The organism is Streptomyces sp. AHA2 (genome assembly GCF_036857595.1).
Taxonomy (GTDB): Bacteria; Actinomycetota; Actinomycetes; order Streptomycetales; family Streptomycetaceae; genus Streptomyces.
The window spans coordinates 152304-175600 of record NZ_JAUQWJ010000013.1 but is presented as its reverse complement, the minus strand read 5'-3'; the positions used below and the strand labels follow the sequence as shown (position 1 = coordinate 175600).

Here is a 23297-nt window from a genome sequence, read left to right as displayed (position 1 = left end):
CCTGCGGGGGCGGCGCGCAGCGCCTCGTTGAGGGGTGGTGGTCGGGAGACGGGCGGGCAGGGCGGCCCGCCGCCTGTGGACAACCCACGGGCAACGGGCCGTTCGGGAACGGGGGCGGGTCAGACGGCCGCCTTCTTCAGCCGGCGGCGCTCCCGCTCGGACAGGCCGCCCCAGATGCCGAAGCGCTCGTCGTTGGCGAGGGCGTACTCGAGGCACTCGGAGCGGACCTCGCAGGCGAGGCAGACCTTCTTGGCCTCCCGGGTCGAGCCGCCCTTCTCGGGGAAGAAGGACTCGGGGTCGGTCTGGGCGCACAGTGCGCGCTCCTGCCAGCCGAGTTCCTCGTCCGCGTCGTCGACCAGCAGTTGCTGCACCGTCTCGGTCATGTGCGCCCCTCGTCTGTCTTTCGCGTCCCCGTGATCTAGCCGTTACCGATTCCGGCTGAACGACACGAGTGAAATTACAAGTGTGCTGCTCCGGGCGAGTCAAGCCGAGATCTGCTATTGGGCCCCTTATTCACTCTGCGGAACCAAGCCCCTGCGGAAAGTGTTCAAATCACCATAAAACCTGACACACCGACAGGGCCCCGGAGGGCTCCCGCCGTCCGCCGGGCCCCTCGCAGATCTCTACGGAGAAGGACGCCCAGAGGTTCGACCTCGTTCCGACGCACGCCTCGAAGCGAACGGGATCACATTCGGATCACGAGTACGCAACGGGGTTTGTGCGCCCGGATGGACGCCATGTGTCCCGGCTGGGGCATGGACAAACCTTTCATCTGAGAGATCGCCCGGATGAGGTGAACCTCATCCCACATACCGGGTGCCGAGTTGACAGTGGAGGTGTGAACCGGTGTCCTAGTGGGCATGCTCGCGAACTTGGCATCCACCTCGACCCGCACCGCCGGGTCCCACGGTGCTGCCCGCGTTCGCTGTGGCTGTTGCTGTCGCAGCTGTTGAGCCCAACGCGCTCCGGCTGCCGCCGGGTCACCCACGATCCGGCCGCTGTTCCCTCCGCTCCCACCAGGGCACTCCTGCCGCCGCCCGCGATCCGGGCACAGACGGCGCGACCCCCCACCGACCTCCACTCCAGCCGAGGAACCACCGCACCCCATGAACAGCGACAGCGACCTCCAGATCGCCGGCGACATCCTCGAAGTCCGGCACCTCCTGCAGGCCCCGCGTGAGCACCCGGCCACCGTCGCCGAGTTCGCCGGACTGGCCCGCTCCGTCGCCGCCGACCGCTCCCAGTGGGAGCACCTCGTCCGCTACGACGCGACCAGCCGCTGGTACCACCGCCTGCGCACCGGCCCCGGCTACGAGGTGTGGCTGCTGTCCTGGGTGCCCGGACAGGGCAGCGGGCTGCACGACCACGGCCGCTCCTCCGGCGTGCTGACCGTGCTGCAGGGGGCGCTGACCGAGCGCACGGAACGGGGCACACGCGCCTTGCGGGCGGGCGCCCAGCGCGTGTTCGCGCCCGGGTACGTGCACGAGGTGGTCAACGACGCGCTGGAGGCGGCCGTGAGCCTGCACGTGTACCACCCGGGGCTGACGCAGATGCCGATGCACACCGCGCCGCACTGCGAGGCCCGGAGCGTACCGGGCGGCGTGAGCGCCTGACGGTTCCGCGGCCGCCCGGGGCCCGGGGCGTCCCGGTGGTCACGGCCGGCGGACCGTCGCCGCCGCCGCCTGCGAGACTTGCCCCATGCGCATTGTGGTTCTGGCAGGCGGCATCGGCGGTGCCCGGTTCCTGCGTGGTCTGAAGCGGGCCGTGCCGGACGCGGACATCACGGTCATCGGCAACACCGGCGACGACATCCACCTCTTCGGGCTGAAGGTCTGCCCGGACCTGGACACGGTGATGTACACGCTCGGCGGGGGCATCAACGAGGAGCAGGGCTGGGGGCGCGCCGACGAGACCTTCCACCTCAAGGAGGAACTCGGCGCGTACGGCGTCGGGCCCGACTGGTTCGGCCTGGGCGACCGGGACTTCGCCACGCACATCGTGCGGACGCAGATGCTGGGCGCCGGTTACCCGCTGAGCGCGGTGACCGAGGCGCTGTGCGACCGGTGGCAGCCGGGCGTGCGGCTGATCCCCATGTCGGACGACCGCGTCGAGACGCACGTGGCCGTCGAGATCGACGGCGAGCGCAAGGCGGTCCACTTCCAGGAGTACTGGGTACGGCTGCGCGCCTCGGTGCCCGCCGAGGCCGTCGTGCCGGTCGGTGCCGAGCAGGCCAAGCCGGCGCCGGGCGTGCTGGAGGCCATCGCCGGGGCGGACGTGATCCTCTTCCCGCCGTCCAACCCGGTCGTCTCGATCGGCACGATCCTCGCCGTGCCCGGCATCCGCGAGGCCGTCGCGGACGCGGGGGTGCCGGTGGTCGGCCTGTCCCCCATCGTCGGGGACGCGCCGGTGCGGGGCATGGCCGACAAGGTGCTCGCCGCCGTCGGCGTCGAGTCGACGGCGACGGCGGTCGCCGGGCACTACGGCTCGGGCCTGCTGGACGGCTGGCTCGTCGACACGGTGGACGCGGGCGCGGTGGAGTCGGTCGAGGCGGCCGGGATCCGTTGCCGGGCCGTGCCGCTGATGATGACCGACGTCGACGCCACCGCCCGGATGGCCCGGGAGGCACTGGACCTGGCGGAGGAGGTGCGCGGCGCGTGAGCCGTGCGGAGCGGGGCGCCGGCGGGTACCGCGTCTGGGCCCCGGCCGGGCTGCCCGAGGTGACGCCCGGGGACGACCTGGCCAAGCTGATCGCGGCCGCCGAGCCCGGGCTGGCCGACGGGGACGTGGTGCTCGTCACCTCGAAGATCGTGTCTAAGGCCGAGGGCCGGATCGTCCGGGCGGACGACCGGGAGGCCGCGATCGACGCCGAGACCGTCCGGGTGGTCGCCCGGCGCGGTGCCCTGCGCATCGTGGAGAACCGGCAGGGCCTGGTCATGGCCGCCGCCGGGGTCGACGCCTCCAACACCCCTGCGGGGACCGTGCTGTTGCTGCCGGAGGACCCGGACGCCTCCGCCCGGGCGATCCGCGACGGGCTGCGGGACGCGCTGGGGGTGGAGGTCGGCGTCGTCGTCACCGACACGTCCGGGCGGCCCTGGCGCGCCGGGCTCACCGACGTCGCGATCGGCGCGGCGGGCGTGCGCGTCCTGGACGACCTGCGCGGCGGCACGGACGCCCACGGCAATCCGCTCAGCGCCACCGTCGTCGCCACGGCCGACGAACTCGCCGCCGCCGGCGACCTCGTCAAGGGCAAGTCGGCGGGTCTGCCCGTCGCCGTGGTGCGCGGGCTGGCCCACGTGGTGGCGGACGGCGACGGGGAGGGGGCGCGGGCCATGGTCCGCGGCGCCCGGGACGACATGTTCCGCCTGGGCACCTCCGAGGCGGTCCGGCTGGCCGTGACCCAGCGGCGCACGGTGCGGGCGTTCACGGACGAGCCCGTCGACCCCGGTGCCGTACGGCGGGCCGTGGCCGCGGCCGTCACGGCGCCGGCCCCGCACCACACCACGCCGTGGCGGTTCGTGCTGCTGGAGTCGCCCGGGTCGCGGACCCGGCTGCTGGACGCGATGCGGGACGCCTGGATCGCCGACCTGCGCCGGGACGGGAAGACGGAGGAGTCCATCGCCAAGCGGGTGCGGCGCGGCGACGTCCTGCGCAACGCGCCCTGCCTGGTCGTCCCCTGCCTCGTCATGGACGGTTCGCACCACTACGGCGACGCCCGCCGGGACGGGGCCGAGCGCGAGATGTTCGTCGTCGCCACCGGTGCCGGCGTGCAGAACTTCCTGGTCGCGCTCGCCGGGGAGCGGCTGGGCTCGGCGTGGGTGTCCTCCACGATGTTCTGCCGGGACGTGGTGCGCGAGGTGCTGGACCTGCCGGACCACTGGGACCCGATGGGGGCGGTGGCGGTCGGGCATCCGGCCGGGGAACCGCGCGAGCGGCCCGGTCGGGACGCGGAGGCGTTCATCGAGGTGCGGTGATCAGGGCCGGGCGGGGCCTACCCTCGTAGGGCCTCCCGGCACCGGCACTCGCGACCAGGGACCTCACTCATGGCAGGACGATTCGCTCCCCGGCCCACCCGCACGTCCGTGCGTGGTGGCCATGTCACCGTGGGCGCGGGCGTGCCGCGGCAGGCGGCGGGGCCGGGGCGGGTACGGGACTGGGTGCCCGACGGGCCGCTCGACCTGGGGCTGGTGCTCGGGCCGCTGCGGCGCGGGCCCGGGGACCCGACCTTCCGCGCGACGCCGGACGGCTCGGTGTGGCGGGCCAGCCTCACCCCGGCCGGCCCGGGCACGCTGCGTGTGTGCGCCCAGGGTGGCGGGGTGCGCGGGCAGGCCTGGGGGCCCGGGGCCGAGTGGCTGCTGGACCGGATGCCGGAGATGCTCGGGGCGGCGGACGAACCGTCGGCGTTCGTGCCGCGGCACCGGCTGCTGGCGACGGCACAGCACCGGCGGCCCGGGCTGCGGCTGACGCGCAGCGGGCTGGTGCTGGAGTCGCTGATCCCGTCGATCCTGGAGCAGAAGGTCACGACGGACGAGGCCTACCGGGCGTGGCGGCTGCTGGTGCGCCGCCACGGCGAGCCCGCGCCGGGCCCGGCGCCCGAGCGGATGTACGTGATGCCGGCGCCGCGCACCTGGGCGCTGATTCCGTCGTGGGAGTGGCACCGCGCCGGGGTCGACAACAAGCGGGCGTCGACGATCCTGCGTGCCGTGCGGGTCGCCGCGCGGCTGGAGCAGGCCGCCGGGCTGGAGCCCGCCGCCGCCCGGGCGCGGCTGGAGCTGGTGCCGGGGATCGGGCCGTGGACCTCCGCGGAGACGGTGCAGCGCAGTCACGGGGCGGCGGACGAGGTGACGGTCGGGGACCTGCACCTGCCCGGCATCGTGGGCTGGGCGCTGGCCGGGGACCGGGACGCGGACGACGCGGCGATGCTGGAGCTGCTCGAGCCCTACGCGGGGCAGCGGCACCGGGCGGCCCGGCTGATCCTGCTGAGCGGACGGGTCCCCGCGCGCAGGGCGCCGAAGATGCCCCGGTGGGACATCGGGCGGCTGTGAACCGCGCGGACGGGACGGCCCGTCCGCCCCGGCCGCCCCGTCCGTCGTGCGTCCTACTGGTCCGACGAGAAGCGGACCGCGCCCGCGGGGATGCGGGCGTCGCACCATATGCGGGCGCCTTCGAGCAGTTCGTTGTCGGCGCCGATGACCGCGCCGTCGCCGATGACCGTGCCGGTGAGGACCGAGCGCTCGCCCACACGGGCCCGGGTGCCGATCAGCGAGTCGGTGATCACGGCCCCCGGCTCGATCACCGCACCCGGCAGGATCGTGCTGCCGAAGACCCTCGCGCCCTCCGCGACGAACGCGCCCTCGCCCACCACCGTGCCGCCGGACAGCTTGGCGTCGGAGGCGACCCGGGCCGTCGGCAGCACCAGGCGGTCGCCGCAGCGGCCCGGGACGGCGGGCGACGGGGCCCGGCCCAGCACCAGGTCCGCCGAACCGCGCACGAAGGCGGCCGGGGTGCCCAGGTCGAGCCAGTAGGTGGAGTCGACCATGCCCTGCAGGTGGGCCCCGGCGGCCAGCAGGCCGGGGAAGGTCTCGCGCTCCACCGACACCGGCCGGCCCTGCGGGATCGTGTCGATGACCGAGCGGCGGAAGACGTACGCACCCGCGTTGATCTGGTCGGTGACGATCTCCTCGGGCGTCTGCGGCTTCTCCAGGAAGGCCAGGACCCTGCCCGTGCCGTCCGTGGGGACCAGGCCGTAGGCGCGCGGGTCGGTGACCTTGGTGAGGTGCAGGGAGACGTCGGCGCCCGACGTCGCGTGGGTGTCGACCAGGGCCCGGATGTCCAGGCCCGTGAGGATGTCGCCGTTGAAGATCAGGACCGGGTCGTCGGGCCCGGAGTGCAGCCGGGAGGCGACGTTGCGGATGGCTCCGCCGGTGCCGAGCGGCTCCTCCTCCGTCACGTACTCGATGTGCAGCCCGAGCGCGGCCCCGTCGCCGAAGTAGGGCTCGAAGACCTCGGCCAGGTACGACGTGGCGAGGACGATGTGCTCGACGCCCGCCGCTCTCGCCCGGGCCAGCTGGTGCGTGAGGAAGGGCACCCCGGCCGCCGGGACCATGGGCTTGGGCGTGTGCACCGTGAGCGGGCGCAACCGGGTGCCCTTGCCGCCGACCAGGAGGATCGCTTCTGTCACGTGTCGTCTCTGCTTCCTGCCGGGACCGGCCGAACTGTCTTTCGGCCGGTCAGTGTATGCAGACCGTTCCGTGGCGCCTTCGCTGGCCGTGCGGCGTTCCGCCCCCCTGCCCCGCATGCCCCCCGGCGGCGGTGAACGTGCGCTCAGCGGCCCTGGTACTGGGCCGCCTTGGAGCGGGCCGAGCCGAGCTTCGCGTAGAGCTTCCCGCCGGGGCACTCCGTCTTGAAGCCGTCCCGGTGTCCCGAGATCACGTTCAGTCGTACCTTCTTACCTTTGCCGTAGAGGTTGCTGCCAGCCGACTTCAGCGTGGTCTTCTTCTTCGGGTTCATCCCGTGCAGCCCCAGCTTCCAGGCACTGAGCCGGGCGACGGCCTTGACCGCGGCCTTCGCCGGCTTCTTCGAGCCGTACGTCCCGAGGACGGCGATCCCCATGCTGTTGCTGTTGAAACCAAGGGTGTGCGCGCCGAGGACCGGCTTGGCCACGCCTCCGGCCCGGCCCTCGTAGATCTTTCCGCACTTGTCGACGACGAAGTTGTAGCCGATGTCCCGCCAGCCCATGCTCTTGACGTGGTAGCGGTAGATACTGCGGATGAGTGAGGGGACCTGCGAGCAGCTGTAGCCGTTGCCGCTGGCCGTGTGGTGCACGAAGGCGGCCTTGACCTTCTTCGTGTACTTGAAGCCCGACTCCCGCAGCCCCTCGTCCGCGCCCCAGCCGCGTCGCGTCACGATGGCGGGGCGGGGGCCGATGTACGGCTTGGCCCGGGGCGCACCGGCCACCCCCTCGGCGGCGAGCGCGAAGAGCTCCTGCTCGGTCTCGGCGCGGCTGAGGGCGGCGATCTCGGTGGCACCGGGCGCGGCGAGGCCGGCGTTGGCGGCGGACGCCTCGGCGGCTTCCGCACTCTCGGCGGCGGCGCCCGCCGTGCGGGGACCGTCGGCGGGCGTGGCGTCGTCGCCCGGGTCGACGAGTTCGAGACGGAGTCCGGCGGGCAGCGGGGGCGCGGCCGGCACTTCGCGGGCGTCCGCGCCCTGCCGGGCGTCCTGCTGCGCGGCCTCGGAGCGGACCCGGAGTTCCACACCGTCGGAGTCGCCCACCCACAGCGGTGCCGTGGCGCCGCGCACCCGGCCCGAGGCGCCCTCGGCGGTGTCCCGGTCGGCCGCGTGCTCGGTGTTGTGCGTCTCCAGGTCCTGCCAGCCCGACCAGGTGCCGGTGCCCGCGGCGCGGGTGCGGACCTGGACACGGCCGTGCAGTTCGGCCTCGGGGTCGTCCCAGACGACGCCGAGGAGGGAGAAGTGGCGTACGGAACGGCGGGGCACGACCTGCTCGGTGGCGGGGGCGGAGGGGGTGGCGCGGTCGCGGGCGGGTGGCTCCAGGGGGATCGACTGGGTGCTGCCGGGGGCGGTGGACGGGGCGACGCGCGGGGCCGGCGCGCCGGGGGTGCCCGCGTCGACCGCGGGTCTCGCCGCCGTGGCGGCCTCCGCGGTCGGCACCGGACTCGCGGTCGCCGCGGCGGCGGGCGGGGTGAGAGGGAGGGCCAGAGCGGCCGCACAGGTGACACCGATCGAGGAAGCAAGGAATCCACGCATGCCCCTGATCTTGGACATAGTCATACAAATCTGTCCATCCGGGATGTGACGGACTGTCGGCCCGGATTCCGCCGAACCGGTGGCGCATTCGGGGCGGGGCGGTGGGCCGTCCCTTGGGCGCGGAGCCGGGGGTTGCGTACGCTTGCGCGGGTGAACGCCACCGATCGCACCCCTGCCGACCTGCTGGCTTCCGCGCTCGCCGCGGACCCGGGACGCCCCCTGGTCACCTTCTACGACGACGCGACCGGCGAACGGGTCGAGCTGTCCGTGGCCACCTTCGCCAATTGGGTGGCCAAGACCTCGAACCTGCTCCAGGACGAGCTGTCGGTCGAGCCCGGGGACCGGGTGGCCCTGCTGCTGCCGGCGCACTGGCAGACGGCGGTGTGGCTGCTGGCCTGTGCGTCGGTCGGTGTCGTCGCGGACATGGCCGGGGACGTGCGGGCGGCCGACGTCGTGGTGAGCGGACCCGAAGGACTGGAGACGGCCCGGGGCTGCTCCGGGGCGCGGATCGCGATGGCTCTGCGGCCGCTGGGCGGACGGTTCCCGCAGGCGCCGGAGGGCTTCGCCGACTACGCGGTGGAGGTGCCGGGGCAGGGCGACCGGTTCGTGCCGTACGCGCCGGTGGATCCGGACGGGCCCGCGCTGATCGTGGCCGGCCGGGAGTTCAGCGGGGCCGAGGTCGTCGAGCGGGCCCGGGCGGAGGCGACGGGCCTCGGACTGACCGGGCCCGGGTCGCGCATCCTGTCGGGGCTCGGCTTCGACACGTGGGAGGGCCTGAACGCGGGGCTGTACGGGCCGTTGGCGACCGGGGGCTCGGTGGTGCTGTGCCGGAACCTGGACCGGGCCGGTGCCGGGGTCCTGGACAAGCGGATCGAGAGCGAACGCGTCACGACGGTCGCCCGGGGCTGAACCGGTCCGCCGGACCACGTGCGTCGGAGCCTGCCCCCGCGGTCGAGTCGGGCGGCCTGACCGGGTGGGTCCGGAGCGTTGCGCGGGGCCGCGGCGGTCCGGCTCCCGGGCACGTCGGAGCCTGCCACCGGCTCCCGGGCGGCCCGACCCGGCGCGTCGCACTGCAGCCCGGAGCCGCGGCGGGGAGCCGGACCGCGCGCGTCGGGGCCTGCCCTTGCGATCGAGTCGGGCGACCTGACCCGGCGCGTCGCACAGCCGCCCGGAGCTGAACCGGGCCGCCGGACCACGTGCGTCGGAGCCTGCCCCCGCGATCGAGCCGGGCGACCCGACCGGGCGGCTCCGGAGCGTTGCGCGGGGCCGCGGCGGGCCGGCTCCCGGGCACGTCGGAGCCTGCCACCGCGATCGAGTCGGGCGGCCCGACCGGGCGGCTCCGGAGCGTTGCGCGGGGCCGCGAGGGGTCGGCTCCCGGGCACGTCGGAGCCTGCCACCGCGGTCGAGTCGGGCGGCCCGGCGCGTCGCACAGCCGCCCGGAGCCGCGGCGGGGAGCCGGACCGCGCGCGTCGGAGCCTGCCCCCGCGATCGAGTCGGGCGGCCCGACCCGGCGCGTCGCACTGCCGCCCAGGGTGCGACGGGCCACCGCACCGAGTACCGGGGCCTGCCCCCACAACCCAGCCGGGCGTCCGGCCGAGTGCGGTTGCGGCCGTGGAGGGCCGATGCGGCCTGCGGCCGCAGCCGGTCCCGTTCGCCCGTTCGGTCCATCCCCACCCCGCGCCCGGGGCCCGTCCGGGCCATCGTCGTAGGAACGGTGCGCACGTTCCTACGTCAGGAGGGGTGGTCCCTGTCGTGGCCGACACAGGAGGACAGGGGCCGGTGCCGAGGCCGGTCGCCGGGGCCTCGGCCGGCGGGGGCCTGGTGCGACGGCGACGGCGACGGCGACGGGTGCGGATCGCCGCGTTCGCCTTCACCGGTGTCGTGCTCGCGGCCGCGGGCGCGAGCTGGGCCGTCTACGCGAAACTCAGCGGGAACATCACCCCGGACGAGGCCGCGGCCGCCGAACTGGCGCGGTACGACAAGGAGCGGCCCACCGCGCTGGTCAAGGGCGCCCGCAACATCCTGCTCATCGGTTCGGACTCGCGCGAGGGCGACGACAACGCCCGCTACGGGCGGGACTCGGGCACCGAGCGGTCCGACACCGCGATCCTGCTGCACCTGTCCGCGGGCCGGGGCCGGGCGACCGCGGTGTCCCTCCCGCGCGACCTGATGGTCCACCTGCCGGGCTGCCGCCGCCCGGACGGGTCCCGCAGCGCGCCCCGGTTCACCGTGTTCAACCAGGCGTTCGAGGTGGGCGGTTCGGCGTGCACGATCCGCACGGTGGAGAAGCTCACCCGCATCCGGGTGGACCACCACGTCGTCGTCGACTTCCACGGTTTCAAGGAGATGGTCGACGCGGTCGACGGCGTCGAGGTGTGCCTGCGGGAGCCCATCGACGACCGGGCCGCGAAGCTGCGGCTGCCCGCAGGGCGGGTCACCCTGAACGGCGAGCAGGCCCTCGGTTACGTCCGTGCCCGCAAGTCACTCGGCGACGGCAGCGACACCGAGCGGATGGAACGCCAGCAGCACTTCCTCGGGGCACTCGTCACCAAGGTGCGCAGCAATGGCGTCCTGCTGAATCCGGCGAAGCTGTATCCCGTGCTGGACGCCGCCACGTCCTCTCTCACGACGGACCCGGACCTGGCGAGCCTGCGCGGTTTGTACGAACTCGTGCGCGGTCTGCGCGACATCCCCGTCGAACACGTGCAATTCCTGACCGTACCCCGGGAGTCGTACGCGTTCGACGCCAATCGCGACCAACTCGTGGAGCCCGAGGCGGAGGAGTTGTTCGAGCGGCTGCGCACCGACAGACCGGTGGTCGTGGCGGGAAACGTACCGCCGGGTTCCGCTCCCGGCCGGCCACGCGACGGGCGCGGCGGGTCGAACGGGGAGACGTACCGGGAACACTCGGTGAAGCCGTCCGTCACCGTTTCTCCGCCTCCGACGTTCCGGGGGAACACGGCGGCCGAACACTCCTGTGAGTAAAGCGGGCCCCAAGGCGGTCCGCGGCAACGAACTCTTCATCTGGGAAATGGGCGAATTGCCCAGGTGTAGGGACGTGGAATTTGTCACCGCCGTCGTTCGACGCTGAAGTGGGCGGTTAGTGTGAGCGATCCGGTGCGCCCGGCTTCCGGGGAACGGTCCTCGGGCCGCGCACCGTGACCGAGACCCGAGCGCCTGAAGGGGGAAGGCGCCGCGTGCCCCGACGGAGGAATCAGGCAACCGTGGACGCGCAAGGCCGTGGGCGGGCGGACGACATCGATCCCGCCGACCAGTGGGTGCTCAACCCGAACACCGGCGAATACGAACTGCGACTGGGCCCTTCCGCACCGCAGTCGGCGGTGCCCGGGCCCCGCAGGCCGCGGTCCTCCGACGCGGCCCCGCCGGCCCGCGGCCGCAGGGAGGCCGCCGGACGCCAGCGCCGCGACGGCGCGGGCCGGGAGGGCGAGGGACGCGAGGGCGCGGGCCGGGGCGGCGCGGGCCGGGAGAACCGGAGTCGTGAGACACCGCGCCGCGAGGGCGCGGGGCGTGAGAACCGGAGCCGTGAGACACCGCGCCGCGAGGGCGCGGGGCGTGAGGGCGCGAGCCGGGCCGTGCCGCCGCCGCGCAGACGCCGCGCGGCGCCGGAGGAGCCGCCGCCGGGACGCCGCGGCAGGCGGCCGGTCAAGAAGTCCTCCAAAGGCAAGAAGATCCTGCTGTGGACCGGCGGCACGATGGCCTTCGTGCTGGTCGCCGGGGCGGGCGCCGCGTACCTCTACATCCAGCACCTCAACGACAACATCGCCTCCGTCTCCGACGACGGAGCGAGCACCGGTGGCTTCGAGAAGGACAAGGCCATCAACATCCTGCTGATCGGCACGGACAAGCGCACCGGCAAGGGCAACGAGAGCTACGGCGACGCGGGCAGCGTCGGGCACGCCGACACCACGATCCTGCTGCACGTCTCCAAGGACCGCTCCAACGCGACCGCGCTGAGCATTCCGCGCGACCTGATCGTGGACGTGCCGGACTGCCCGACCACGCAGGACGACGGTTCGCAGAAGGTCATCCCCGGCACCCAGCGGGTCCGCTTCAACACCAGCCTCGGCCAGGACGGCCGCACCCCCAGCTGCACCATGCGGACCGTGACCGAGCTGACCGGAGTCAAGCCGGACAACTTCATGGTGGCCGACTTCAACGCGGTCAAGACGCTGACCAGCGCGGTCGGCGGGGTCGAGGTCTGCCTGGGCAAGGACATCGACGACCCGGACTCCCACCTGAAGCTGTCGAAGGGCACGCACACCATCGAGGGCGAGCAGGCACTGGCCTTCGTGCGCACGCGCCACGCCGTGGGCTTCGGCGGCGACCTGAGCCGGATCGGGCTGCAACAGCAGTTCCTGAGCGCGCTGATGCGCAAGCTGAAGTCCAACGACACTCTGACCAGCCCGCAGAAGATGCTCGACCTGGCCGAGGCCGGCACCAAGGCGCTCACCGTCGACTCGCAGCTGGACAGCATCGGCAAACTGAAGGACCTCGGCCTGGAGCTGGGCAAGCTCAACGTCAAGAACCTGACCTTCACCACCGTGCCCGTCGTCGACAATCCGGCGGAGAAGGTGAAGGCCACGGTCGTCCTCGACGACTCCAAGGCGGCCCAGGTCTTCAAGATGATCCGGAACGACGTGTCCTTCACCGCCGTCAAGCAGAAGAAAAAGAAGGAGGCGGCCGCGGTCGCCGCCCGGCTGAAGGGCACCAAGGCCCCGGCCTCTGAGGTCCGGGTGCGGATCCTCAACGGCGGTGCCGTCGCCGGCAGCGCCCAGGAGACACTCAGCTGGCTGCAGAACGAGGAGGGCGTCACCAAGTCGGAGAACGCCGGCAACGCCCCCGAGGCCCTGAAGAAGACGACCCTGGAGTACGGCCCCGACCAGGCCGGCCAGGCCCGGCGCCTCGCCGCCATCATGGGCCTGTCCGGGTCCGCGATGAAACCCGGCGAGAGCGTCACCAACTCCCAGGGCCTGCCCGCCATCACCCTCACCCTCGGCAAGGACTTCGAGGGCGCGGGGGTGCCGCTCACGACCCCCGACAAGGCGCCGGAGGGCGTCGACAGGTCCACGGCCGACAAAGTCGAGTGCGCCAAGTGACGTGACGGGCCTGTCGTACGTCCTCCAGGGCGTACGGCAGGCCGTCCGGCCGGGCGTGCGACGCGCGGGGCGGGGAAGCGGGGAGAGATGGCGCAGGGCAGCAGTGTGTTCGCGGAGGGGACCAAGCCGGGTCCCGGGCCGCGCCGGCCGGTGGACGGCCCGGACAGCCGGGACGGCGGAGCGGACGGCCGCGGCGGTACGGGCGGCCGGCCGCCGCGAGGCCGCGGGCGCCGAGCGCTGCGCTGGTCGGCGCTCGGGCTGTCCGCGCTCGTCCTCGTCACGGCCGGGGCCGGCTACCTCTACTACGAGCACCTGAACGGCAACATCCTCAAGGGCGAGCGCAGCAGCGGCGACTCCAAGGCGCGCAGGGCCGAGCCGAACGCGGCCGGGCAGACACCGCTGAACATCCTGCTGATCGGCTCCGACAGCCGGAACTCCGACGCGAACGTGCGGCTGGGCGGCAGCCGGGACAGCCGCGGCAATCCCCCGCTGGGTGACGTGCAGATGCTGATCCACCTGTCAGCGGACCGCGAAAGCGCGTCCGTGGTGAGCATCCCGCGCGACACCCGGGTCGACATACCCGAGTGCACCGACCCGGCGACCGGCCGGACGTACCCGCCGGTCAACACCATCATCAACGCCTCCCTGGCCCGCGGCGGGGCGGGTTGCACGCTGACCACGTGGGAGAACCTCACCGGCGTCTACATCGACCACTGGATGACGATCGACTTCGCGGGCGTGGTGCGGATGGCCGACGCCATCGGCGGGGTCGAGGTGTGCGTGCGCCAGAACGTGTGGGACCGCCCGCTGCCCGGCGTGCCCGGCGGCTCGGGGCTCAAGCTGAAGGCCGGTCACCCCAAGGTCCGGGGCGAGCAGGCGCTGCAGTGGCTGCGCACCCGCCACGCCTGGGGCAGCGACCCGCTGCGGGCCCGGGCGCAGCACATGTACATGAACTCGATGATCCGCACGCTCAAGGCGCAGAACGTGTTCACCGACACCGGCCGGCTCACGGCCCTCGCGGAGGCGGCCACCAGGTCGCTGCACGTCTCCGAGGAGATCGGCACGGTCAAGAAGCTGTACGACCTCGGGACGCAGCTCAGGACCGTGCCCACCGGCCGCATCACCATGACCACGCTGCCGACGGCCGCGGACCCGCAGGACGCCAACCACCTGGTTCCGGCGGGTGCCGACGCCGACCGGGTGTGGGAGATGCTCCGCGACGACGTCCCGTTCGACGGCGAGGGCGCCCGGCGGGCGGCGAAGAAGCCCGGGGCGAAGGCCTCCCGGGACCCGGCCGCGCCGGACGGCGAGATCGAGGTGCTGGTGCGCAACGCCACGCGTTCCGCCACCCTCGGGCCGGTCGGCGGACGGGCGGCTGCCGTTGCGCGCACCCTCACCGGGAAGGGCTTCACCAAGGCCTCGGCGGACACCTCCGGCGCGCTCGCCGAGGAGCGGACCGTGGTGCGGTACCCCGGCGCCGGCCTGGAGGGCGACGCCCGGCGCGTGGCCAAGTCACTCGGGATTCCGGTGAGTTCGGTACGCCGGTCGACGGACGTCTCCGGTGTCACGGTCGACGTGGGCGCCGACTGGCGTACGGGCACGGCGTATCCGAAGCCGCCGAAGGCCGGGGCCGGGCACCTGCCCGGTGACGCGGACGCCCTCAACGGCTCGGACGCCGGCACGTGCATGGACGTCTACCAGCCCTACCGCTGGTAGGACCCGGAGCCATACACGCACACGGGTCCGCCGAACGGCCGTTCCCGGACTTGAGGGGTATTGCCCGATGTGCGGATGTCGAATTTGTCGTTCGGCGCACATCGACGTTCAACTGGGCGGATAGTGTGAGCGATCCAGTGCTTCTGTGATGACCGAGTACCCGTGCGCCTCCCGGGGGGAGGGGCGCCGCGTGCCCCGACGGAGGAAACAGCGACCGTGGACGCGCAACGCCGTGGGCGGGGGGAACGGATGGACCCCGCGGACCAGTGGGTGCTCAACCCGAACACCGGTGAGTACGAGCTGCGACTGACACCTTCCGCCCCGCAGTCGCCCGGCGGCCGGGCACCCGGATCCGCGACCGCCGCCCGCACGGCGGCTCCCCGCCCCGGCGCCTCACGCCCGGCGGGTTCCGGCACGACGGGCTCCGGCACGGGGGGCTCCCGGACGGCGGGTTCCCGGACGGGCGGCGCCACCCGCACGGACGTGCCGCCGCAACGCAAGCGGCGCACCCAGCCCGCCGAGCCCGCGGCCGGACGGCGCGGGGGTCGCCGGCCGGTGCGGCAACGGCCCCGGCGGACCCGGAAGATGCTGCTGTGGACCGGCGGCACGATGGCCTTCGTGCTGGTCGGCGTGGCCGCCGCCGGCTACCTCTACCTCCGGCACCTGGAAGGCAACGTCACCACCACCGACGTCGGCAGCGCCGGTGCCTCGGACTTCAGCAAGGACGAGGCCTTCACCATCCTCGTCGTCGGCACGGACAAGCGCACCGGCGCCGGCAACGAGGGGTACGGCGACAAGGGCAGCGCGGGGCACGCCGACACCACGATCCTGCTGCACGTCGCCAAGGACCGCACCAACGCCACCGCGCTCAGCATCCCCCGCGACCTGATCGTGGACATCCCGGACTGCCCGACGAAGCTGGAGGACGGCTCGGAGAAGGTCGTCCCCGGGGTGCGGGGCGTCCGCTTCAACCGCAGCCTCGGGGAGGGCGGCCGGGACCCGGGCTGCACGATGCGCACGGTGGAGGAGAACACCGGCATCTCCGTGGACCACTTCATGATGGCCGACTTCAACGCCGTGAAGACGCTGACGACGGCGGTCGACGGCGTCGACGTGTGCGTGGAGAAGCCGGTCGACGACAAGGACTCCAAACTCGTGCTGCCCGCCGGCGAGTCGACGGTCGAGGGCGAGCAGGCCCTGGCCTTCGTCCGCACGCGCAAGAGCTTCGGCAACAGCGGTGACCTCGACCGGATCAAGGTGCAGCAGCAGTTCCTCGGTTCGCTGATGCGCAAGATGGCCTCCGGGGACACCCTCACGAGCCCGTCCAAGCTGCTGAAGCTGGCCGAGGCCGCGACCGAGGCGCTGACGGTGGACAAGGCGATCGGCTCGGTCGGCGCGCTCAAGGACGTGGCGCTGGAGCTGAAGAAGGTGCCGACGAAGAACATCACCTTCACCACCGTCCCCGTGAAGGACAACCCGGCGGAGACGGTGAAGGCGACGGTCGTCCTCGACGAGTCGAAGGCGCCCCAGGTGTTCGAGATGATCAGGAACGACGTCTCCTTCACCGAGGTCAAGCGGCGGCAGAAGAAGGAGAAGGACGCCGCGGCAGCCCGGCTGAAGGGCACCAAGGCCCCGGCCTCCGAGGTCCGGGTGCGGATCCTCAACGGCGGTGCCGTCGCCGGCAGCGCGCAGAAGATGCTCCAGTACCTCCAGGTCGAGGAGGGCGTCACCAAGTCGGAGAACGCCGGCAACGCCCCCGAGGCCCTGAAGAAGACGACTCTGGAGTACGGCCCCGACCAGGCCGGCCAGGCCCGGCGCCTCGCCGCCGTCATGGGCCTGTCCGGGTCCGCGATGAAACCCGGCGAGAGCGTCACCAACTCCCAGGGCCTGCCCGCCATGACGCTCACCCTCGGCGAGGACTTCAAGGGCGCCGGAGTGAAGCTGAGCGCCCCGGCCGAGGCGCCGGACGTGGAGAGGTCCACGGCCGACAAGGTCGTGTGCGCGAGTTGACCCGCTGAGGGCAACTGACGGGCCCGTCGTGCGTCTAACAGGGGGCAGGACGGGCCTGCTGCATGCGCCGGGGGGCGGGAAGGACCGGGGAAGTGACGCAGAGCGGTGTGCGGGAGGACGGAGCGCGACAGGGCGTCCGTGAACCGGGAGCGGAGAAGACGGTGCCGGACGAGGATCCCCCCGGCGACGGACCGGCGTCCCACCACGGCGAGTCCGTCACGTCGGAGCGGGACGCAGCGCCGCACGAGGGCAACCCCTCGGACGACCCCGGCCCGCCGGACGGTGACACCGCCCCGGACGGCGCCGTCTCCCGCGGTGCGTCTCTCGCCGGTGCCGCCTCCCCCGGCGGCGGCTGCGGTGACGGCCGCGACGGGAAGGCGGGGAAGCCGGGTCGCGGGGGCCGCCCCCCGCGGCGGCGGCGGGCGCTGAAGTGGGCCTCCGCCGTACTGGCCGTGCTCATACTCGGGACCGCCGGGGCGGGTTACCTCTACTACCGGCACCTCAACGGCAACATCAAGAAGGACGCCCTGAACCTCGGCGACGGCAAGGTCGCCGCCCCCACCCCCAACGCCGCCGGGCAGACGCCGCTGAACATCCTGCTCATCGGGTCCGACGCCCGCGACACCGAGGAGAACCAGAAACTCGGCGGTGCCCGCGAGACGTTCGGCTCCACCCCGCTCGCGGACGTCCAGATGCTGCTGCACGTGTCGGCCGACCGCAGCAACATGTCGGTCATCAGCATGCCGCGCGACACCCTGGTCAAGATCCCCAAGTGCACCGACCCGGACGACGGGAAGGTCTACCCGGCCACCCGGGGCCGGACCATGACCAACCAGAGCCTCGGCCACGGCGGTCCCGGCTGCACCGTCGCCACCTGGCAGGAGCTGACCGGCATCCACATCGACCACTTCATCATGGTCGACTTCGCCGGGGTCGTGTCGATGGCCGACGCGATCGGCGGTGTCCCCGTCTGCGTGGACGCCAACATCCACTCCCGCACCTCCGACGGCAAGGGCTCGGGCCTGAAGCTGAAGAAGGGCACCACGTACATCCAGGGCGAACAGGCCCTGCAGTGGCTGCGCACCCGCTACGGCTTCGAGGACGGCAGCGACCTCGCCCGCGCCAAGGCCCAGCACATGTACATGAACGCGATGGTCCGCCAATTGCGCGAGAACGCCACCCTCAGCAGCCCCAACAAGCTGCGCAGACTCGCCGAGGAGGCCACCCGGGCGCTGACCGTCGACCCGGGCCTGGACACGGTCAAGAAGCTCTACGACCTCAGCGACCAGCTGCGGATGGTCGAGCCGGAGCGCATCACCATGACCACGATGCCCAACCGGTACGTCGGCGCCCGGGTCGAGCCCACCGAGGACGCCGAGCAACTGTTCCGGCTGGTGCGCGAGGACATCGCGCTGGACGGCAGGGACAAGCCGAAGACGGCGGTGGACAAGACCTCCGACGACCCGGCCGCCGCCGACGCCGAGATCGCCGTGCAGGTCCGCAACGGCACCCGGACCGACACCCTGGCCCCGGCGGGCGGCCGGACCAGCGCGGTCGCCGGGCTGCTGAAGGAGCGGGGCTTCACCCAGGCCGTCGCCGACACCGACGGCTCGTGGAGCGAGAAGACCACCGTCGTCCGCTACCCGAGCGCCGACCTGGAGGGCGACGCCCAGCGCGTGGCCAGGGCCCTCGGGATCCCGCTGGGTTCGGTGAAACGGTCCACCGACGTCAGCGGCGTCACCCTCGTCGTCGGCGCGGACTGGCGCACGGGCGACGACTACGAGGCGCCCGAACGCAGCGACAGGACGCCCGAGTCGGCGCAGGCGCTCAACGGGGCCGACGACAAGGCCTGCATGAAGGTCGGCACCGGCTTCACCTGGTGACGGCCACGGGCCCCTTCCGCGGTGGGAAGGGGCCCGTCGCGCAACACCCGTGCACCCAAGCGGCGTCAGCCGGTGGCCGCGTCCGCGCGGACCGCCGGACGACGGGAGGCGATGACCTTCTTCGCCAGCGACCGGGGACTCGTCAGGAAGCCCCAGCCCCACGACATGTGCATCGTGGCCAGCGCCACCGGGATCTGCAACCGCGCCTTCAGCGGCAGCCCCTTGCCCGCCGGCACCGAACCGAGCACGATCGCCGCGAGGTAGCCGCCGGGCACGACGAAGCCCCACGGCGTCAGCAGGGCGCCCACCACGGTCCCGGCCGCGATCGCGCACACGGCGGTCGGCGGGGCCAGGTAGCGCAGGTTGATGGAGCCCTCGTGGTAGCGCGCGACGACGTGCCGCCACCGGCCGTAGTCCTTGTACTGCTTGGCGAGCGCCTTCATGCTGGGCCGCGGCCGGTACGACACCTTCAGCTCGGGCGAGAACCAGATCAGCCCGCCGGCCTCACGGATGCGGAAGTTCAGTTCCCAGTCCTGGGCGCGGATGAACTCCACGTTGTAGCCGCCCTGCTGCTCCAGCGCCTCGCGCCGGAACACCCCCAGGTACACCGTCTCGGCGGGGCCCGCCTGGCCGCCCGTGTGGAAGGCGGCGTTGCCGACCCCGATCTTCGAGGTCATCGCGGCGGCGACCGCGTGCTCCCAGTCGTTCTCGCCCTCGGCGTGCATGATGCCGCCCACGTTCTGCGCGCCGGTCTCCTCCAGGAGCCGTACGGCGGTGGCGATGTAGTTCGGCGAGAGCATGCCGTGGCCGTCGACGCGGACGACGATCGGGTGCTTCGAGGCGTCGATCGCGGCGTTCAGCGCGGCGGGCGTACGGCCCGTGGGGTTGGGGACGGTGTGCACGCGCGGGTCTTCGGCCACGAGCTCGGCGGCGATCTCGTCCGTGCGGTCCGTGGACGGACCGAGGGCGATCACGACCTCCATCTCGCCGGCGTACTCCTGCGCGAGGATCGCTTGGACTGCTCCCCGCAGATGCCGCTCCTCGTTGAGGACGGGCATGATCACGGAAACGGCGGGGAGCCGCACGTCGGGATTGGCGTTCATAGGGGCCTCACGTTACCGCGAACGGGGGACACCGGTGCGCGCCACCGGGGCGGTACCGCGGGCCGCAGATCGTATCGGCCTACGGTTTCACGGATCCCACGCTCGGCCGTCGTCCGGAGGTGCCCCATGCCCACGCCGCCGCGGTCCCCTCGGTCCACCGCCGCCCCGCAACGCCGCCCCCAGCCCCCCTCCGAGCGGGCCGCCCCGCGCCGGCCCACGCCGACCGGGCGCGTGCGCCGCCCCCGCTGGGGCCTGCGGATCGTCACCACGCTGTCCGTGGTGGTCCTCGCCTCGGCCGGGATCGGGCACGCGGTGATGACCAGTCTGGACGCGGACATCGCCCGGGTCGACCCGTTCAAGGACATGAAGAACCGCCCTCAGGCGGGCCACGGCATGAACGTCCTGCTGGTCGGCACCGACGGCCGCGACAGGATCAGCAAGGAGGAGCGGCGCAAGTACCGGCTGGGCGGCGCCCCCTGCCACTGCACGGACACGATGATGATCGTGCACATCTCGCAGGACCGGGAGCGCGCGAGCGTGGTGAGCCTGCCGCGCGACTCCTACGCCGTCACGCCGGCGCACGTCGACCGCACGTCGGGCAAGCGGCACCGCGGGCACCCGGTGAAGCTGAACGCGGCGTACGCCGAGGGCGGGCCGCAGCTGACCGTGCGCACGGTGGAGAGCATGACCAAGGTGAAGATCGACCACTACCTGGAGGTCGACTTCACCAGCTTCATGAAGACGGTCGACGTGGTGGGCGGTGTGCGGATCTGCACCGCGGATCCGCTCAAGGACAGCTACACCGGCCTGAACCTGCCGGCCGGCCGGCACACGCTCGCCGGCGGGCAGGCCCTGCAGTACGTGCGTGCCCGCCATGTCGACGGGGCGTCCGACCTGGGCCGGATGAAGCGGCAGCAGCGTTTCCTGGCGGCGCTCGTGGAGCGGGTCACCTCGTCCGGGATCCTGCTCAACCCGATGAAGTTCCGGGACGTGACCCGGGCGGTGCTGGGCTCGGTGCGCGCGGACAAGGGGTTCGGCACGGACGAGATGCTGGACCTGGGCCGGGCGATGCGGAACTTCTCCCCCTCCTCGTCCGAGTTCACCACCGTCCCGATCGGGCGCATGGGCTACGCCGTCAAGGGCGTCGGCTCCACGCTGAAGTGGGACCCGGTGAAGGCCGAGCGGCTCTTCGACGCCCTGCGCCGGGACCAGCCGCTGTCGGTGCACCGGCAGCGCGGCGCGGCGCTGATCGTCCCGGTCGCCCCGCAGCAGATCCGCGTCCAGGTGGAGAACGGCACCCGGACCGCCGGTCTCGGGCGCCGCGTGGACGCGGCCCTGGCGTCGACGGGCTTCCGCACCACCAAGGCCCCGGTGAACTCGGCCTCGCGCGACGTCAGGCGCACGGTCGTCGCCCACGACCCGCGCTGGGACCGCTCCGCGAAGTCCCTCGCCGCCGCCCTGCCGGGCAGTGAACTGCGCCCGGTCAAGGGCCTGGGGCCGACGCTGAAGGTGATCGCGGGCGCGGACTTCGAGCGGGTGCGCAAGGTGCGGGCGGAGGACCCGGGGCAGGGCGAGTTCGGCGTGGTGCGCGGCGACGAGGTGGCGTGCTCGTAGGACCGCGGTCCGTGCCGTGGGACCCGCGGCATCTGCCGGGAGGGGGCGGCCCGCCCTCCTCCGGGAGCGGGCGGGTCAGTCCTCGAAGCCCTCCGCGGCGCGCTTCTCACGGAGTTCCATGATCGCGCGGCGGCGGGCCAGGCGGTGGGTGCGGCGGATCTGGGCCTCCTGGTAGCGGCGCTTGTCGCGCTCCGTCTCCGGGAGGACCGGCGGGACCCGGCGGGGCTTGCCGTCGGCGTCGACGGCGGCGAAGACCAGGTAGGCCGAGCCGACCTGGGTGGGCGGGGTGGACTCGTTCCAGCGTTCGGCCAGCACCCGGACGCCGACCTCCATGGAGGTCCGGCCGGTCCAGTTGACCTGCGCCTTGACGTGCACCAGGTCACCGACGCGGACCGGCTCCAGGAACACCATCTCGTCCATGGAGGCCGTGACCGCCGGCCCGCCGGAGTGCCGTCCGGCCACCGCCCCGGCGGCGTCGTCGACCAGCTTCATGATGACGCCGCCGTGCACCGTCCCCAGGAGGTTCGTGTCGTTGTGGGTCATGATGTGGCTGAGGGTGGTGCGGGACGCCGAAGTCGGCTTGCCCGGGATCTCCGAAGCGCCGGAATCCGCAGCTGGGGCCTGGTCTGTCATGACCCCCACCTTATGCCGAGGCGGCCTGCGGGGGATTTGTGTCAGCTTCGCCACAGCCACGCTCTGATTTTCCGACGACTCTTGTATGGCCCACCACCGGGACCTGCACACTGTCGGCATGAATGATTGGCCCGAGGGGTTCTCCGGCGACAACCGCGGCAGCCGGTACGGACGGGGCAGCTCCAGCGCACGGCCCGAGAGCGCCCGTGTCATGCGGCAGGTCCGCCGCGGTCCGGCGGCACCGCCCGGGCAGTCCGGCTACGGCGGGGTGCCGCCGCAGCCGTCGTACGTCGACGGCGCCGGGTACGGACCCGGCGACGGCTACGACAGCGGCTACAACACCGGCCAGGTCTACGGCACTCCCGGCGGCAGCGGCCCCGGCGGTCCCGGGGACGGCAGGTACGAGCCGCGCCCCGCGCCCGACTGGCGCCGCCGCATCAAGCTCACGGCCATCACGGTCGCGACGGTGCTGGTGGTGACGGGCGTCGGCACCTACTTCTGGGCCGACTCCAAGCTGAACCGCGAGGTCGACCTGTCGAAGGTCATCGAGCGGCCGGAGGCGGGCGAGGGCACCAACTACCTGATCGTCGGCTCCGACAGCCGCAAGGGCATGTCGGCCGAGGAGAAGAAGAAGCTGCACACCGGGTCCGCCGAGGGCAAGCGCACGGACTCGATGATGATCCTGCACACCGGTGGCGGCGCCCCGACGCTGATCTCGCTGCCGCGCGACTCGAACGTGACGATCCCCTCGTTCAAGGGCTCCGACTCCGGCAAGTTCTACCCGGCCACGGGCCGCCAGACGAAGCTGAACGCGGCCTACTCCGAGGACGGCCCGGAGCTGCTGGTGCGCACGGTGGAGGCCAACACGGGCCTGCACATCGACCACTACGTGGAGATCGGCTTCGCCGGCTTCGCGAACATCGTCGACGCGGTCGGCGGGGTCGAGATGGACATCCCGCAGGACATCAAGGACACCAAGTCGGGCGCGGACCTCAAGAAGGGCAGGCAGACGCTGAACGGCGAGCAGGCCCTCGCCTTCGTCCGCACCCGCTACGCCCTCGCCGGCTCCGACCTGGACCGGACGAAGAACCAGCAGAAGTTCCTCTCGGCCCTGGCCAACCAGGTCGCCACCCCCGGTACGGTCCTGAACCCGTTCAAGCTGTACCCGACCATGGGCGCGGGCCTCGACTCGCTGGTCGTCGACAAGGACATGGGCCTGTACGACCTGGCGTCGATGTTCTGGGCGATGAAGGGCGTCAGCGGCGGCGACGGCAAGTCCATGAACATGCCGATCGCGGGCAACGCCGCCAACGGCAACCTGCAGTGGGACACCGCGAAGGTGAAGACGCTGGTGAACCAGCTGAAGAACGACGAGACGGTCACCGTCTCGGGCAACTGAGCACGGCACAGCGCAGGCCGGCGAGGAGGGGGCATCCGGGCGGGTGCCCCCTTCGCCGTGC

General features: G+C 72.9%; 17 protein-coding genes. 12 read left to right on the top strand and 5 right to left on the bottom strand.

What is annotated here, in order from left to right; all coding sequences use genetic code 11:
• Window positions 1-119: 119 nt before the first annotated feature.
• Window positions 120-383, bottom strand: coding sequence for a WhiB family transcriptional regulator (locus Q5694_RS24985; protein WP_010034659.1), 264 nt, complete (start codon window positions 381-383; stop codon window positions 120-122).
• A gap of 723 nt (window positions 384-1106) precedes the next feature.
• Between Q5694_RS24985 and Q5694_RS24980 the strand changes: the two genes are divergently transcribed.
• The 4 genes from Q5694_RS24980 (at window position 1107) to Q5694_RS24965 (ending at window position 5042) form a co-directional block, all read left to right on the top strand.
• Window positions 1107-1613 (top strand): cysteine dioxygenase, encoded by a 507-nt coding sequence (locus Q5694_RS24980; RefSeq protein ID WP_333935572.1) that lies wholly within the window; start codon window positions 1107-1109, stop codon window positions 1611-1613.
• 85 nt (window positions 1614-1698) lie between these two features.
• Complete coding sequence (cofD, locus tag Q5694_RS24975) at window positions 1699-2658, top strand: 2-phospho-L-lactate transferase (RefSeq protein WP_333935571.1); 960 nt, start codon at window positions 1699-1701, stop codon at window positions 2656-2658.
• Complete coding sequence (locus tag Q5694_RS24970) at window positions 2655-3971, top strand: coenzyme F420-0:L-glutamate ligase (protein WP_333935569.1); 1317 nt, start codon at window positions 2655-2657, stop codon at window positions 3969-3971. Before cofD ends, Q5694_RS24970 begins: the two co-directional genes overlap by 4 nt.
• A 69-nt stretch (window positions 3972-4040) precedes the next feature.
• Entirely contained in the window at window positions 4041-5042 is a 1002-nt protein-coding gene (locus tag Q5694_RS24965) for a DNA-3-methyladenine glycosylase family protein (RefSeq protein WP_333935568.1), read from the top strand.
• Window positions 5043-5095: 53 nt separating this feature from the next.
• Here the strand turns inward: Q5694_RS24965 and Q5694_RS24960 are convergent, their stop codons facing one another.
• Window positions 5096-6178 (bottom strand): NDP-sugar synthase, encoded by a 1083-nt coding sequence (locus tag Q5694_RS24960; RefSeq protein WP_333935567.1) that lies wholly within the window; start codon window positions 6176-6178, stop codon window positions 5096-5098.
• 143 nt (window positions 6179-6321) lie between these two features.
• The gene (locus Q5694_RS24955; RefSeq protein WP_333935566.1) at window positions 6322-7761 is read right to left on the bottom strand and encodes a peptidoglycan recognition protein family protein; all 1440 of its coding nucleotides are present in this window, start codon (window positions 7759-7761) and stop codon (window positions 6322-6324) included.
• A gap of 150 nt (window positions 7762-7911) precedes the next feature.
• Between Q5694_RS24955 and Q5694_RS24950 the strand changes: the two genes are divergently transcribed.
• From Q5694_RS24950 to Q5694_RS24925, 6 genes are all read left to right on the top strand, one after another.
• Window positions 7912-8670 carry a TIGR03089 family protein gene (locus Q5694_RS24950; protein ID WP_333935565.1) on the top strand — a complete coding sequence of 253 codons (759 nt, stop codon included), beginning with the start codon at window positions 7912-7914 and terminating at the stop codon, window positions 8668-8670.
• A gap of 870 nt (window positions 8671-9540) precedes the next feature.
• On the top strand, window positions 9541-10746 hold the full coding sequence (locus tag Q5694_RS24945) for an LCP family protein (protein ID WP_333935564.1): 1206 nt from the start codon (window positions 9541-9543) through the stop codon (window positions 10744-10746).
• 239 nt (window positions 10747-10985) lie between these two features.
• Entirely contained in the window at window positions 10986-12878 is a 1893-nt protein-coding gene (locus Q5694_RS24940) for an LCP family protein (RefSeq protein WP_333935562.1), read from the top strand.
• Window positions 12879-12965: 87 nt separating this feature from the next.
• Window positions 12966-14594, top strand: a complete 1629-nt coding sequence (locus Q5694_RS24935; RefSeq protein ID WP_333935561.1) for an LCP family protein — start codon at window positions 12966-12968, stop codon at window positions 14592-14594.
• A 216-nt stretch (window positions 14595-14810) separates the two neighbouring features.
• Window positions 14811-16604 carry an LCP family protein gene (locus Q5694_RS24930; RefSeq protein ID WP_333935559.1) on the top strand — a complete coding sequence of 598 codons (1794 nt, stop codon included), beginning with the start codon at window positions 14811-14813 and terminating at the stop codon, window positions 16602-16604.
• 92 nt (window positions 16605-16696) lie between these two features.
• Window positions 16697-18487: an LCP family protein gene (locus Q5694_RS24925; protein WP_333935558.1), complete on the top strand. Its 1791-nt coding sequence runs from the start codon at window positions 16697-16699 to the stop codon at window positions 18485-18487.
• Between the two features lie 65 nt (window positions 18488-18552).
• Here the strand turns inward: Q5694_RS24925 and Q5694_RS24920 are convergent, their stop codons facing one another.
• Window positions 18553-19590, bottom strand: a complete 1038-nt coding sequence (locus Q5694_RS24920; RefSeq protein ID WP_333935556.1) for a glycosyltransferase family 2 protein — start codon at window positions 19588-19590, stop codon at window positions 18553-18555.
• A 126-nt stretch (window positions 19591-19716) separates the two neighbouring features.
• Between Q5694_RS24920 and Q5694_RS24915 the strand changes: the two genes are divergently transcribed.
• On the top strand, window positions 19717-21204 hold the full coding sequence (locus tag Q5694_RS24915) for an LCP family protein (RefSeq protein WP_333935555.1): 1488 nt from the start codon (window positions 19717-19719) through the stop codon (window positions 21202-21204).
• Window positions 21205-21279: 75 nt separating this feature from the next.
• On the opposite strand, the gene Q5694_RS24910 is transcribed toward Q5694_RS24915, so the two are convergent.
• Window positions 21280-21837 (bottom strand): acyl-CoA thioesterase, encoded by a 558-nt coding sequence (locus Q5694_RS24910; protein WP_333935554.1) that lies wholly within the window; start codon window positions 21835-21837, stop codon window positions 21280-21282.
• Between the two features lie 118 nt (window positions 21838-21955).
• Here Q5694_RS24910 and Q5694_RS24905 point away from each other — a divergent pair, with 118 nt between their 5' ends.
• Window positions 21956-23236, top strand: coding sequence for an LCP family protein (locus Q5694_RS24905; protein WP_333935553.1), 1281 nt, complete (start codon window positions 21956-21958; stop codon window positions 23234-23236).
• Window positions 23237-23297: the final 61 nt, after the last annotated feature.

Excerpts from the sequence above, each read along its gene's own strand:
- Q5694_RS24915 (WP_333935555.1), top strand. The coding sequence starts at position 19,717 with ATGCCCACGCCGCCGCGGTCCCCTCGGTCCACCGCCGCCCCGCAACGC.
- Q5694_RS24910 (WP_333935554.1), bottom strand. The coding sequence starts at position 21,837 with ATGACAGACCAGGCCCCAGCTGCGGATTCCGGCGCTTCGGAGATCCCG.
- Q5694_RS24985 (WP_010034659.1), bottom strand. The coding sequence starts at position 383 with ATGACCGAGACGGTGCAGCAACTGCTGGTCGACGACGCGGACGAGGAA.
- Q5694_RS24920 (WP_333935556.1), bottom strand. The coding sequence starts at position 19,590 with ATGAACGCCAATCCCGACGTGCGGCTCCCCGCCGTTTCCGTGATCATG.
- cofD (WP_333935571.1), top strand. The coding sequence starts at position 1,699 with ATGCGCATTGTGGTTCTGGCAGGCGGCATCGGCGGTGCCCGGTTCCTG.
- Q5694_RS24955 (WP_333935566.1), bottom strand. The coding sequence starts at position 7,761 with ATGCGTGGATTCCTTGCTTCCTCGATCGGTGTCACCTGTGCGGCCGCT.
- Q5694_RS24980 (WP_333935572.1), top strand. The coding sequence starts at position 1,107 with ATGAACAGCGACAGCGACCTCCAGATCGCCGGCGACATCCTCGAAGTC.
- Q5694_RS24905 (WP_333935553.1), top strand. The coding sequence starts at position 21,956 with ATGAATGATTGGCCCGAGGGGTTCTCCGGCGACAACCGCGGCAGCCGG.
- Q5694_RS24965 (WP_333935568.1), top strand. The coding sequence starts at position 4,041 with ATGGCAGGACGATTCGCTCCCCGGCCCACCCGCACGTCCGTGCGTGGT.
- Q5694_RS24935 (WP_333935561.1), top strand. The coding sequence starts at position 12,966 with ATGGCGCAGGGCAGCAGTGTGTTCGCGGAGGGGACCAAGCCGGGTCCC.